This window comes from Pelagimonas varians (genome assembly GCF_003208435.1).
GTDB classification, from domain to species: domain Bacteria; phylum Pseudomonadota; class Alphaproteobacteria; order Rhodobacterales; family Rhodobacteraceae; genus Pelagimonas; species Pelagimonas varians.
This window is the reverse complement of the sequence record NZ_QKMF01000017.1, coordinates 1-14,600: the sequence shown is the minus strand read 5'-3', so window position 1 is coordinate 14,600 and position 14,600 is coordinate 1. Positions and strand designations below refer to the sequence as shown.

9 protein-coding genes are annotated in these 14,600 nt (G+C 55.0%); 4 read left to right on the top strand and 5 right to left on the bottom strand.

Annotated features, from left to right (window positions below):
- Positions 1-3: 3 nt before the first annotated feature.
- Positions 4-399, bottom strand: coding sequence for a VOC family protein (locus C8N36_RS18540; RefSeq protein ID WP_097806324.1), 396 nt, complete (start codon positions 397-399; stop codon positions 4-6).
- A 108-nt stretch (positions 400-507) separates the two neighbouring features.
- Positions 508-810, bottom strand: coding sequence for a ribbon-helix-helix domain-containing protein (locus tag C8N36_RS18535; protein ID WP_097806325.1), 303 nt, complete (start codon positions 808-810; stop codon positions 508-510).
- Positions 811-1,107: 297 nt separating this feature from the next.
- On the opposite strand from C8N36_RS18535, the gene C8N36_RS18530 reads away from it, so the two are divergent.
- Together C8N36_RS18530 and C8N36_RS18525 are read left to right on the top strand one after the other, a co-directional pair.
- Positions 1,108-1,515, top strand: coding sequence for a hypothetical protein (locus tag C8N36_RS18530; protein ID WP_097806326.1), 408 nt, complete (start codon positions 1,108-1,110; stop codon positions 1,513-1,515).
- A 54-nt stretch (positions 1,516-1,569) separates the two neighbouring features.
- Positions 1,570-2,502 (top strand): hypothetical protein, encoded by a 933-nt coding sequence (locus C8N36_RS18525; RefSeq protein WP_097806327.1) that lies wholly within the window; start codon positions 1,570-1,572, stop codon positions 2,500-2,502.
- 85 nt (positions 2,503-2,587) lie between these two features.
- Here the strand turns inward: C8N36_RS18525 and C8N36_RS18520 are convergent, their stop codons facing one another.
- From C8N36_RS18520 to C8N36_RS18510, 3 genes are read right to left on the bottom strand one after another with little or no spacing between them, the layout of a single operon-like run.
- On the bottom strand, positions 2,588-3,316 hold the full coding sequence (locus C8N36_RS18520; protein ID WP_097806328.1) for a Stf0 family sulfotransferase: 729 nt from the start codon (positions 3,314-3,316) through the stop codon (positions 2,588-2,590).
- The gene (locus tag C8N36_RS18515) at positions 3,309-4,091 is read right to left on the bottom strand and encodes a polysaccharide pyruvyl transferase family protein (protein WP_097806329.1); all 783 of its coding nucleotides are present in this window, start codon (positions 4,089-4,091) and stop codon (positions 3,309-3,311) included. Before C8N36_RS18515 ends, C8N36_RS18520 begins: the two co-directional genes overlap by 8 nt.
- A gap of 6 nt (positions 4,092-4,097) precedes the next feature.
- Complete coding sequence (locus tag C8N36_RS18510; protein WP_170125919.1) at positions 4,098-4,928, bottom strand: glycosyltransferase family 25 protein; 831 nt, start codon at positions 4,926-4,928, stop codon at positions 4,098-4,100.
- 140 nt (positions 4,929-5,068) lie between these two features.
- Between C8N36_RS18510 and C8N36_RS18505 the strand changes: the two genes are divergently transcribed.
- Positions 5,069-8,137, top strand: a complete 3,069-nt coding sequence (locus tag C8N36_RS18505) for an FG-GAP-like repeat-containing protein (protein WP_097806331.1) — start codon at positions 5,069-5,071, stop codon at positions 8,135-8,137.
- A 169-nt stretch (positions 8,138-8,306) separates the two neighbouring features.
- The coding region (locus C8N36_RS18500) for a DUF7933 domain-containing protein (RefSeq protein ID WP_146227667.1) at positions 8,307-14,600 on the top strand (6,294 nt) is incomplete at its 3' end.

The window sequence follows — 14,600 nt, the reverse complement described above, 5'->3', positions numbered from 1 at the left end:
TCTCTATTTGTAGCGTCCGGCCCTTTGCAGAACCTCGATTTCGTAGCCATCGGGGTCTTGGATAAAGAAGAACCGCGCGATGACGTGGTCACCGGGTTTGAAATCGACAATTTTGCGAGGGGCGAGGCCAGCGGCAATCAAACGGGCATGTTCCGCATCCAGATCATCGACGCTAAACGCCATATGGCCATAGCCATCGCCCAAGTCATACGGCTCGGTTCGGGATTTGTTGATTGTCAGTTCAAGCTCGAACCCTGTTGACGGATTGCTCAGGTACACCAAGGTGAAACTGTCAAAATCCAGCCTGTCGGCGACGCTGAGGCCGAAGGCTGTCTGGTAGAAACTGATCGAGCGGTCTTCGTTTAGAACCCGGATCATCGAATGTATTGATTTGGCCATATGCCTCCCTCTCAAACCGCAAGTCATTGCGTGTTTGGTAAGGATGCCGGACCAATCCGGGCTTTAGGTAGTAGCGTGTTACTACAGCGTGATTTTTATTTCCGGTGCCTATTCGGCGGCGATTGAACCACCTGCGGATGCACTGGCGACCGCGTTTTGTTCCAGCCGGATCAAACAGGCACAGCGCAAGAGCGAGGTGAAATTCGGTGCCTCGCCCCGCAGCTCCAAGACCTCGGAGTGGAGTTTGGACACAAAGGCAGGGGTGGTCATGCCTTCGCCCTGCGCGATTGTATCGACGATTTCCCAAAAACTGCGTTCCAAACGGATGCTCGTGCTTTGGCCGTTCAACCGCAACCGGCGGGTGACGGGCTGATAGTCATCTGGACTTTGGCCTGCAAATACCTGGCACATTTGAACGCCTCCTATCGCCGAATCAGTGAGTCCAATCTGTCCGATGAGACCGGCTGTTGGCAAGGACCAGCCCCAAAACCACCAGCGCAGCGGTGCGGCAGGTCGACTGTTTCGCGCGGGTTTGGCCGATCGGGAGAGGTCAAACCGCCAATCTATCAGAGGTGTCAGGGTGACAGGGTGGCGAAAACTCGCTAACGTTAAGTTAACATGCGCGTGATCTATCCGTTTGCGCGCGTCCATTATTTGGGCTCGCAACACAAACTTTGGATGTGTCGGGCCGATTTTAGGGAGAATCATATGCGTTTAATAATAGCGACTTTGACCGCATTTCTGGGGTTGGCAAGCTTTGCAGCGGCCAACACGGTTGATCCGGTTCCCCAGAACAATTCGAACGCGGTCTGGTTTGAAAACTGGACCGGCCTATCCAATGCCACACTGGTTGTCTCTGCGCCCAACGGCAAAGTTGACACGGTATTTGCCCAAACCGGAACCCCTGTCTACGAGCTGGATCGTGGCGGCGTGTTGGATGGTGTGTATCGCTTCGAGCTTAACGCAGCGACTGAAGAAACAGCCGAAATTGCAAACCCGATCGACAATGGCCGCGAATCAATTGCCACGTCACAGGCTCTGCCGTTCCATCTGTCGGGATCATTTGTTGTGTCGCGCGGCGTAATCATTACCCCCGAAGACATTAAAGAAGAATAATTTGGAGAGGTCGCCGCGCTACGGCACCCCCACCTAATGGGAAGGAATAGAAAAATGAAAAAAGTCGTTAACAAATCTCTGGCAGCGGGCCTTGCGGTTCTGGGTCTTTCGGCCGTAGCCGCGCAAGCCGATCAGGTTTTTCTCGATGATGTAATCGTCGATGGCAGCCTGTGCGTGGGGCAAGACTGCGTTAATGGTGAAAGCTTTGGCTTTGACACCATTCGGTTGAAAGAAAACAACCTGCGGATCAATTTCACGGATACATCAAATTCGGCCAGCTTCCCGACAACTGACTGGACAATTCAAGTGAACGATTCCGCCAATGGCGGGAACAATAAATTTGCAGTCCAAGACATAGACTCTGGTCTTACCCCGTTCCAAATTCGAGGTGGCGCGCCAGCAAATTCGCTGTTTGTTGCAAGCAGTGGTAACGTTGGATTCGGAACGAACTCTCCGGTTGCTGACCTACATGTAAAGAGCGGCAACACCCCCACCTTGCGTTTGGAGCAGGACGGCAGCAGCGGCTTTGCCGCGCAGACTTTTGATGTGGCGAGCAATGAAACGAACTTTTTCATTCGTGATGTTTCCAATGGCAGCACATTGCCGTTCCGGATTGAGCCGGGCGCGAGTACAAATGCCCTATATATTGAAGACACCGACGATGTAGGCTTTGGCACTTCTGCTCCAGAAGCTCCTATCCACATATTACGAAGTGGTGCTGTGAATATTCGATTTCACGATTCGGCGGCTGGTGTGAAATGGGAATCTGGGATCGCATCAAACGATACGTTTAAAATTAGCGCAGTTGACACGTCTGGTGTTCAGTTCCGGTTTACGCGTGAAGGGGGTATGGTTCTTCAACCACAAGACGCAGCCCCTGTCGTTTCATTGGGTAATGGCATGATATATTACGATGATTCTGGTGCGCTTTGTGCCCGCGTATCGGGCGCATGGGTTGCCTTGGCCGGTGCGGGTGACTGCCTCTAAACCGACCTCGTCGTATGTATGAGACATTCCAAAGCCCCCCGGAGCGCATGTTCCGGGGGGCTTTTTGATGGGTGAGAGCCTTGGGTTACTCGGCTCGAAATCGGCGCACCCAATCGTCGTTTAACGTTGTGCCCTGTTTCTTGGGGGCGGCTGTCATGTCCGCGGCGCTTTGCGGGGCCAAGACGCCGAGGTCTTGGCAGATTGAGGCAACCGTGGCGTGTGGGTTATGAGTTAGATTTTCGTAGGTGACGCGAATAGGTGTCGCGCCGACCTGTTCAAAATGCGCGTCCCATGCCTCATCTTCTTGGGTTAGGGACTGGATAGAGGATGCAATGGCATCGCGGTCATACACCGGTTCTTGCTTTCTGTCTTGCCAGCTGATCCAGGCCCCGGTTTGACGCGCGATTTCCATTGAAACAGCTTGGGCTACCCGGTCTGTCCGGCTGAGCCGAATGTAGCGTTGCACATCGAGCCAGGGCAAAAGGGGTTCTTGGGTGATGGCCTGCGAAAACTGCCCCCAGTGGGCTTTGATGCCGAACCACCCCGACGCAGAGCTGCGCCGCGCCATGAGGCATTCCAAAGTCCCGCGCATATCCGGTTGATTCAGGTCCTTTTGCCAGCGCAGCTTGTGCTTTGGATGCAGGTATTCCAGCGGGCTTCCCAGCTGCCCTGTTTGGAATAGCAAATTCCCCAACAGGTGGCTACCTGACCGGCCGGACGAGGCGATGATATATACTTTGGGTTTGCCAACAAAAACGGGTTGGTCGTAATCGGTTCCGAATTGATCCCATCGCTGCTCAGCCGGCTTAGACATGGTCGCGGGCTTTTAGATCGGAATATAGCAACTCAGGGGCGTGCCGGCTAATGTCCGGAATGTCGGGACAGGTCGCTTTGGCCAAATTGCTGGCGAAATCTGATTGTGGATCCCAAACGGGAATGTCGTGCTGATCGACACCCATAAAGGCATAGTAATCCCTGAATTTGAAACCCTCGCCGACCACACGGTTGCTGAGCGGGACCCAGATCGAAGGAACGCCGTAGGCATGGGCGAAAATCAGACCATGCAAAGACGAAGACAAGATCACACGGCATTGCAACAGCTGATCGAGATAGGGTTCAAGGTCTTGCTGGGGCGAGAACACCGACCCGCCGCGTTGCCGGACATCGTCGCAGAACGGTTCTTGTTCGTCGACGTAGTGGGGGATCAGCCCGAAGTCATAGGTTTGCGTCGCTGGCGGGTTGTAGAACTGGCGCATTGTCAAAGCACCGTCGCCAATAACGGGAACGTCCTTGTAGCCCAGTTCGGCAAGGCGGGTCCGGGTCAAAGGACCGCGAACGCCAAGGAATTTCAACGGTGCGGCACGGGGCTGCATGAGGGGTGTCATTATGCCAGTCCCCCAAACAACGGTGTTTTCATCCGCATGCCTTAGCGTGGACCCGACGCCCATGTAATGCTGCTGCGACGATCCTTGTTGCATGATGATCGGCGTGGGTTTCTGGCCGCTTATTTTTTCGAGCAGATAGGGGCTGGCCAAGTCGCCGGCATTTTTGTCGCCGGAAAAATATTTGATAAAAATGGAATTCGCCACGTTGGGTCAGTTCTCTTTTGAAGTGTGTGCCACTTGGGTCATATGGGTTTTCACAAGGTCTCGATACGCGGATGCTTTTTGCGATTGGCCTTGGGCCTCAAGATAAGCGGCATGGCTGTTTCTGGGGTGGATCAGTGATGAAAAGCGGCCATCAGACCATGAGAGTTCTGACGCAATCGGAGGGAACACAGTCAGCGCTTCGCCAGGTTTTGGAGCGTCGCGGTGAATAAAAACATCCGCTGTATGATTGACCCCTTCGAACCGATCCAGCAGCGCCTGCGCGTAGGCCGATGTCAATGCATGGGCGGGATTGGACATGCGCAGCTTGTCCTCCAGGCGGCAGGCGGTATCGTCGTGATCGGCGCTCATTCCCCAGCCAAGTCGCAGCAATCGGGGTTGGTCCGGGGCGAATTCAATACGGCCCTGTGACTCTTGCTTCGACAAAAAGTCGAGCACTTTGGGCCACCATGGATGAATTTGAACGTCGTCTTCCAGAACCAAAGCGCGTTGCGGCGTTGCGGCGATGGTTTTCCACAGGTTCAGATAGCTGGCAAAGACCGCGACTTGTGGGCCAATCAATTGATTGTTGCAATCGGCGCGACCGCACGACAGCTTGCCGCATCGAAAACACGGGGGGTATTGATGCACCAAATTAGCTGATACAATTTTTTTGACATCAGGGTGATCGGGCCCGCAAGCATCATGATATACGAAGCCTTCGATCCCAAGGTCGGCCAGATGCCTGCCGACATAAGCCCTGCGGTCCAGTGATGACGGTAAGCTGACAACATATATTTTGTCAAAAAACGACCATGGGGTTTGGCGGCCTTCGTACAAATGCCATCTCCTCAAGTATTCATTTATCAGGTAACACGGTTTAGAATGACTGCCAATATTGAATGACTGGTCTATCAGGATGAAGCCAATGGTCCGTGTGTTAGGACATTGAATTCATTGCGTGCGAAAAGGTTGAACCTATGCAGAACGTCATCGCGCCCCATTATCAGAAGCGGTTCTTTTTGGCCGCCTTGATTGTCGTGGTGCTGGCCGGCTTGTTCTGGACGGGATCGCGCTATCCGGCCCTGAACGAAAAGGCGCTGATGTCCGGGGCGATCCAGCTCGAAGATCCGCTGAGTTTTGAGGCCAAATACCCCCTGACCGAAGCAATGGGTGTGGTTGAAAAGATCGGTTATTCGACGCTGAACTGGATCAATACCAACAAAAAGGGCATGACCTTTGGCTTGTTGTTTGCCGCCGGATTCATGACGCTATTGTCCTATTTGCAGCAGCGCAGTTTTCGCGGAGGTTTTGCCAATTCATTTTTGGGGTTGGCCATCGGGGCCCCGCTTGGGGTCTGCGCCAATTGTGTCGCGCCGATTGGTCGGGGCATGTATTCTGCGGGGATGCGGGCCGAAACGACATTGTCGGCGATGGTGGCTTCTCCGACCTTGAATATCATTGTCTTGTCGATGGTGTTCAGTCTGCTGCCGTTCTACATGGCCGTGACAAAAATCGCGCTGAGTCTGTTTGTGATTTTGATCGTTGTGCCTTTGATTTGCCGCCAGTTGCCCCGAACCGAAATTGAAGCGCCGCAGATGGAGCAAACCCTTTGGTCCGCTCAGGAACTTGGGGTAGAGCCCGAGACGCTGGGCGCGGCGGTTGTGGGTGTGATCACGGGCTACGCGAAAAACCTGTGGTATCTGGTCAAGATGACTGTGCCCTTGATGGCGCTGGCCGGGTTTCTGGGTGCCGCGGTCGGGGTTCTGCTGCCGCAAGATTTGATTGTCGGGCTTGGGTTTGGCATCGGGATCTTGGCGCTGGTGACGATGGTCGGGTTGTTCTTGCCGGTGCCGATCGCCTTTGATGTTGTGCTGACGGGGGCGCTGATTGCCTCAGGTTTGTCGCACGGTTATGTCATGGCCTTGCTGTTCACGCTTGGCAGTTTTTCGATCTATTCGTTCTTTATTATCTACCAGACTTTGGGGATACGGGCGGCCATGTTGATGGCGGCGTCGATTGCGGTTTTGGGCTTTGCGTCGGGGTATGGAACCCACGCCTATCACGAATGGCAAACAAAACGCGCGCTGGAATTGCTGTTGGGCGAAACGGAAACCCAGCCCGCCTTGTGGGGCGCCGCGCAGGCGTCAGAGTTGGACCCGGCATTGCATGTGTCCAGCGACGATGCTGAGCGGATTTCTGTTTTTGCAGTGCCCTTTGCGCCGCCTTCGGCCCCTGCTGATACAGGGTTCACCCGATTAGAGGCCGCAACGCTGGGCATCGACAAGCCGGTTGAATTCACCATGCGGGACATGTGGCCGCCGTTTTGGGAAGGCCGCAGCCTGTCCAGTGCCGATTTCGACCGCGACGGGGATATTGACCTTGCCGTCGCCTCGACCGAGGTGGGGTTATACCTGTATCTGAACGACGGCAGCGGCCGGTTTGAACGCCAAGAGGTGGACTTGGGCGCGCTGGCGGAGCAGCATATTTTCAATGCGGTTCTGACTGACATTGATAATGACGGCTGGCCGGACCTGTTTCTGGCAACCTACCTGAATGGCAATTTCTGGTGGCGCAATGTGGACGGGGTCTTTGGCGCGGAGCCGCCGCGGCAGGCTGCCAACAACCCTGACAGCCCCTTGGCGCTGGCGCTCAGCTTTGCCGATCTGGACAGCGACGGGTTTTTGGATGTTGCCTTGGGCAATTGGGCAGCGGGCTGGTATCGGCGCATTCCGGGTGAAGAATCGCGCAACCGGATTGTGTTCAACAAAGGCGGCACAATGGACGGCAGTCATTACACTGATCTGCCCGGCATCCCCGGCGAGACCCTGACAATCTTGTTTTCGGACATCGACATGGATGGCAATCAAGACCTGATCGTTGGCAATGATTTCGACATCCCAGATTATTTCTATCTCGGGGACGGGCAGGGCGGCATGACCATGATCACCGAACCCGAAGGCCTGATCCCGCATACCACCACCACAACGATGGCCGTCAAATCGGTGGATCTGTTCAACGAAGGCCGCCCGACATTATATATGGCGCAAATTGCCGGCCGGTCTTCGGGCGTGTCGCAAAAGCTGAAAATGCAGCGGCTGGACAAATACTGTGACGCGATTCAAGACAGTGCGGCCAAGGCCATCTGCGAACAGAATATGGCCATCAAAGAGTGGTATAAATCCGGCAACAGTTTTGACCCGACTTATGCGGATCGTTGTCTGACATTGTCCGACCGCTATCAGGCGGAATGCAAAGCGATGTTGATCAAGGATCTGGCCATTCAACGCCGCGACGCATCGCTGTGTGATCTAATTCCGGCCAGTCAGCCTATCCCCAAGGCTTACTGCACGCTGCATTTCAGGCCATCGCGCCAACCAACCGCCGAAGAAATCCAGCTAACCCACCAGCAAATCTTGCGGTCAAATGTGGTGCTGGAATGGGATGGGGCGGCTTATCAGGACACCGCAGCCAAACGTGGGCTGGATGTTGGCGGCTGGAGCTGGGACACCAAGATTGCCGACTTTGACCACGACGGCTGGCAGGATATCTTTATTGTGAACGGCACTTGGGTCCCGAACGAAGTGTCTCCGTCCAACCTGTTTTTCCACAGCACCGGTACGGGTGGCTTCGAAGAGGCGTCCGGCCCGTTCGGGCTTGAAGATTACTTGATGACGGCCGCTGCAACGCGGTTTGATATGGATGGCGACGGTGATCTGGATATTGTGACACACCCGGTGAATGGGCCGCTCATGGTGTATCGCAACAATACACAAATTCCCGGACTGGCGTTTCAATTGGTGGATCGGGCGGGCAACCGCGACGGGATCGGGGCCCATATCACGCTTGTTTCAGATGACGGAACCCAGCAAACGCGTGAATTGCAACTTGGCGGCGGCTTTATGAGCTTTGACGCGCCACAAGCGCATTTTGGCTTGGGCCGCGAAAAATCGGCAGCGCGGGCAATTGTACGTTGGCCCGATGGCGGGACCACAACGCTGGATGGACCAATAGGCACTGGCAGTCTGTTCGTAATCGAACGGAACTAAATCAACGTGGCAACCGGTCATTAGTGCCAAAGTGATACACTTTTTGGTGAAGTGACCGTGGGTTAACCTTAGAGTTGTGCTTTTCACTTTTTCGTAAGTAATTTGGGCGACCTGTGGCTTGACCGCTTTTTGAGCCACAAATTCTTTGAACGAGACATTGGAATTTCACATGATCCGTCGATTGAGCCGTTTGTCTGTTGTAGGTGCCCTGCTTTCCTTGCCATTTTTAGCAACCTCAGCAACTGCCCAAGGCGCGGTTGTGCCTACACTAACGGCGGAGTTCACGCCGGATGATATTTTGCCGGATACGATTTCGACGCTGACATTTGCGATCGAGGAGACTGGCGGGTCCGTCCCAGTCGATGATTTGGCCTTTAGTGTGAATTTGCCCAGTTCTGTGGTGATCGCAAAGGGTGATGTCACAAATGATTGCGCGGGAACACTGGGCGCAGCAGAGGGGGCTACTTCGATTTCGTTTGCGGAAGGCAAACTTGGCAGCGGTAAACGTTGTGAAATTGAAATTCCGGTCAGTTCCAGCACTGTCGGCGTTCATACACTTACCACTTCGGCCCTGACATCCAACGCCGGCACCGGAACCACTGCGACGGACGATCTGACAGTTGTGGCGGCCAGCGTGACGATCACCAGCAGCCTGTCATCGACGACGGCTACACCGGGCGACACGGTGCGGATGACCTACAATTATACGGGGCCTGGCAGCGTCATTGATAGCTTCAATTTGAACGCAACGCTGCCCGATGGTTTGGTGATCGCCACACCAAGCGGTGCCACATCGACGTGCAACGGACCGATTGACGGAACGCTTACTGCCGTGCCCGGTGGAACAAGCTTTGGGCTCCGAAGTGCCGGGAACTTGGCAACAAGCTGTACCATAGTATTCGATTTGCGCGCCGTGAATCGCGGAACGTATTTGATCGATACTGATTTTGATTCATTCGGTTCGGGAAGCCAGTCTGCAACGCTACGCGATGAACTGACGGTCCCATCCCTGCCCACAGATGGTGTTGCAATCGACAAATTCTTTGCGGTTTCACAAGCGTCAGCAGGGGACACTGCTCAATTGACGTTCAGGCTGCAAAACGCGTCGCGCTCTGTTTCGGCGACAGATTTGGCGTTTACGGATGATCTGGACGGATTTTTGACCGGTGCGGTGGCTACGGGGTCGCTGCCGTCAAACCCATGCGGACCCGGTTCCTCGATCACGGGCACCGATACCCTGAGTTTTTCTGGCGGGTCGTTGGCCCCCGGCGATATCTGTGAGTTTTCGGTCGACGTGGCCCTGCCATCTGGTGTGACAGGAAACAGCAGCTATACCAACACCACCAGTGCCTTGACCGGCACGTTGGATGGCGCGTCTTATACGGGATCCACGGCCAGTGCATCGATCAGGGTCTTGGGATCCGGTTTTCTTCCGGTGACCTTGACCAAAACCTTTACCGATGATCCGGTTGCTCCCGGTGATCCGGTCACCATCGAATATGTCTTGACCAATCCAAATACCGTTGATGCGGCGTCTTCGGTCACGTTTACTGATTATCTGTCAAGCCCAGCCAGCCTTTCGGTGGCCTTTTCGGCACAATGTGGCGGGACGTTCAGTCTCGGGGACCCCAATTTCGATGTTGAGTTGACGTTTTTGGGGGGGACTGTCGCGGCTAACTCCAGTTGTACAATGACGGTAACAGCTACGGTTCCGTCTGGAACCGCGCCGGGTGATTATAGTTCAAGTACCGGCGAGGTAGAGGCAACCGTAAATGGCAACACCATTGCATCGGCAACGGCGTCAGATACGCTTCAGGTTCTTGGCGGTGCCAACCTGAGCTTTACCAAATCCTTCGTTGATGATCAGGCCGCTGCGCTCGGGCAAACCCAAATTCTGTTTACCGTCGAAAGTGCCGCTGAATCCGTGTCGACTGCGACTGATATCGCATTCACCGATGATCTGAACGCCTTTCTTACCGGTACCGTGTGGAGCGCTACGCCCACCAATGAGTGTAACGGTACGATGACGGGAACAAGCACGCTAAGCTACAGCGGCGGTTCTATCGCGCCGGGCGAAAGCTGTGATATCCTTGTGACGGTTAACTTGGCTTCGGCCTTAACGGGAACTTACACCAACACAACTTCTGGTTTGACAGCAACTGCCGGGGGCCAAGCGACCACAGCGCCTGCGGTGTCTGATGATATCTTTGTTTTCGCGGGCGGGATTCTAGTCACGTCAAAGGAATTCCTTCAAGATCCCTATGTCGCCACGTCAGGCGACCCTTTGACTGTTCGCTACACGTTTGACAACACTGCTGGCATCTCAACTATTACAGCATTGGGTTTCAATGAGAGCTTTACGGCAGTCCCGTCTCTTACTGTATCGACTGTTCCAGTAAATGGTGTAACCTGCGGAGCCGGGTCATCGTTTATAAGTGTGAGCTCGATAGTTGTTGCATCCGGGCTCGAGGTTCCGGCAGGTGGAATCTGTACGTTTGATGTTGAACTGGCTGTTGGTGCGACGCCGACTGTTGACGATTATCTCTTTTCCTCAAGCGCAGTTTCCGCACAGTTCGACGGCGCCGCCGTTTCTTTGCCGGCGTTGAAAGCGACATTGAATGTCGAGGATGGCAATCTGCTTGTCACCAAGAGCTATGCGCCCGATCCGGTACAGGCTGGCGATGCAACCGTTGCCGAATACACAATTACAAATACATTGTCCGAGGCGATTGATACAATTACGTTTTCCGACGAAGTGGACAACCTGTTTGCGGGATTGGCCGCGACAGACCTTCCGATATCTGCGTGCGGCGGCACGTTGTCCGGCACAGGGACTGTGCAACTGTCAAATGGTAGTTTGGCGGCAAATGCGAGTTGTACGTTTACCGCAACATTGCAAGTTCCCGCCAGTACAACACCAACCACATATACAAGTAGCACTGCCACTGTGACTGCGCAGACGGTTGCGGCCAGCACAGCCCTTACCGGCGCAGCTGTTTCAGCAAGTCTTGAAGTTCTGGCACCTGCTACCGCGAGTTTTGCGAAATCCTTTGCGCCAACAGCGGTTGGGGCCTCGGGCACGACTACGCTGACCTATACCATCACCAATTTGGATAGCGGCTCTGGGATCTCGGATCTAGAGTTCAGCGATGATCTAAATGACGCGCTCAGCGGACTTGTCGCCAGTGGCTTGCCCGTCAGTGATGTCTGCGGTTCGGGATCATCTCTTTCGGGGACAAGCACCTTGTCGCTGACCAACGCGAGTCTGGCCGCAAGCCAGTCGTGCACCTTCGACGTCACGGTTCAGGTGCCCTCTTCGGCCACCCCCGGCAGTTATACGAGCACGTCGAGTGCCTTGAGCAGCAATGGTTTGACTTTGGACGATGCGGCATCCGCCAGCTTCTCGGTTGAGCCTGCGCCGGGGTTTGCGCAGGTCATAAACCCCAATGCAATTGCGCAGGGCGGCGAAACGACAATTACTTTTACAATCGACAATTCAGCGTCTTCGGCCGCGGCCACATCCTTGAGCTTTAGCAACAGCTATCCAACCTTGATGCTCAATGCGGCGGTTCCCAATGCGTCTACAACCTGTACGGGCGGCACATTGACAGCGGCCGCAGGGACAGGATCCTTGTCGTATTCGGGCGGCACCGTGCCGGCTGGCGGGTCCTGTACTGTCGAAGTGACGGTTCAGGCCAGCGCCGCGTCAGGACAAACAAATACCTCCTCGGCTCTGACATCCTCTTTGGGTGATAGCGGCACGTCCTCTGCGGCATTGGCAATTACTGCTGCGCCCGTGCCGACGTTTGCCAAGTCCTTTGCATCGCCAAGTCTGGCTCTGAATAGTTCGATGGCTATGACGTTGACGATCGACAACACCGGTGCATTGGTGCCTGCAACCGGCTTGAATGTCTCGGATAACCTGCCAGCAGGTATGGTTGTTGCAACGCCACCAAATGCCTCCTCGACGTGTTCGGGCGGGACATTGACGGCGACAGCGAACAGCTCAAGTGTGAGCTATTCGGGCGGCACCGTGAATGCATCGCAGGTTTGTACCGTTGTGGTGGATGTAACTGCGACCTCTGCGGGAACCTTGGTGAACACCACAGGCCAATTGACGTCCAGCCTCGGGAATTCCGGAACCGCAAATGCGAGTCTCAGAATCCCGTCGATCACGCTGACCACGCCTTTGACTGCGGATAACATTATCACCGGCGCCGAAATTAGTGCTGTGACTTTGGCTGGCACAACCTCATTGGTTGAAAATGGCCGCACCGTCAGTATTCAAATCACCGATGGTGCATCCGTTTCACATGCATTTTCTGCGACAGTGTCCGGCGATGCGTGGACTACCTCAAGTGATTTGAGCGGGTTGGCAGACGGGGCGGCGACCCTTTCTGTCACGACATCTGACGCCAACGGCTCATCTGCAGGCCCGGTCACGCATGCGTTTTCAATCGACGCCACACCGCCAACGGGCCATTCTGTGGCCTTTGACGCATCTGCGATCAGCTCTGCCAATGAACTGGTGGCCAGCTTCTCTTTTGCGGATGCCGAAGTGGGCGCAACCTATGCGTATACAATTTCATCTTCGGGTGGCGGCACAGATGTGACCGGAAGTGGCACTATTGCGTCAGCAACCCAATGGGTTGGCTCGCTTGATGTTTCCAGTCTTGGTGACGGCACTCTGACGCTTTCGGTTGTTTTGACCGATCCCTTGGGCAATGCCGCTCCGGCAGTCACCAATACGGTGACCAAGGATACGCAAGCACCGCTGATTTCCTTCACATCGGGAATTGCTGGGGATGAAATCGTTAACTCATCAGAGCAAGCGGCTGTGACCGTTTCCGGTCGGACGTCTGGCGCGGAAGACGGCCAATCTGTGACCATTTCGATCGTAGATAGTCTGGCCACTAGCCTAACCTACGCTGCCACTGTTTCCGGGGACATATGGACCTTGGACATCGACATGACTGCGCTTGCCGACGGTGCATTGACTTTGACAGCAAGTGTTGGGGACGATGCGGGCAACCGCTCTGCGGACGCCACCGCCAGCCTGTTAAAAGATGTTGTCGCGCCCACGGGACACTCAGCCACATTTGATGCCAGCGTTATCAATGTTGCGAATGAAACCGCGGGCAGCTTCAGCTTTGCAGCTGCCGAAGTGGGCGCATCCTATTCCTATACGATTTCGTCTTCTGGGGGCGGGACCAACGTCACTGGATCGGGTGCAATCGCCACAGCGGCAGACCAAATCAGCGGTCTTGACCTGTCGGTTTTGGCTGATGGGACGTTGACTTTGACCGTTGTTCTGGTCGACCCGCAGGGCAATATCAGCACCGCGGTGACGGACACAATCACCAAAGATGCCGTTGCGCCCTCTCTTGTTTTTGACACGCCATTGGCAACCGATGACTTGATTAGTCAGGCTGAGGCCCCTGCGGTTGTGGTGTCTGGCACCGCCAGCGGTGTCGAAGATGGCCAGACGGTTTCCATTGCCATCACCGATATCTCCCCGACCACACAAAACGAGACCGCAACAGTCACCGGCGGGATTTGGAGCGTTACCGTTGATATGTCAGGTCTAGGCGACGGGGCGCTGTCGTTGACCGCAGATGTGTTGGATGTTGCCGGAAACCCGGCGGTTCAAGCGAGCAAAAGCCTGTCACTGGATGCCACAGTTCCCGTAGGCTTTGGCGCAGTTTTTGACGACAGCGTGATCAATTTGGCCAATCAGTCTGCATCCAGCTTCAGTTTCGTTGGTGCCGAAGTTGGGGCAACCTATGACTATACGATTTCCTCGTCTGCAGGTGGTGCGGATGTGACGGGTACTGGCGGTATTGCCACCGGTACGGATCAGATAAACGGCATTGATCTGTCGGGTCTGAACGACGGGCTATTGACGCTGTCTGTGACACTGACCGATGCTTTGGACAACATCAGTACAGCTGTCACTGACACGATCACCAAGGATGCCACAGCACCGACATTGGCGTTCGACACACCTTTGGCGACCGATGACAGGGTTAATGCTGCCGAGGCATCTGCCGTTGTGGTGTCCGGCACCGCCAGTGGTGTGGAAGACGGGCGTACGGTTTCCATTGCGATAACGGATGGCGCACCGGTCACTCAAAACCAGACGGCAATCGTCACTGGCGGAATTTGGACCGTCACCGTCGATCTGTCGGGTCTAGGCGATGGACCTTTGTCACTGACCGCCGATGTCACAGATGACGCGGCGAACTCAGCGGTCCAGGCAACGGCCAGTCTGACAATGGACACTATGGCACCTTCTGGCCATACGGCGTCTTTTGACGATTTGTTGATCAATGTCGCAAACCAGACAACAGCAAGCTTTAGCTTTGCGGATGCCGAAGTCGGGGCGACGTATGCCTATACGATTTCTTCCTCTGCAGGCGGCACCGTTGTTACCGGGATTGGCACAATTGCCACGGCAACAGAT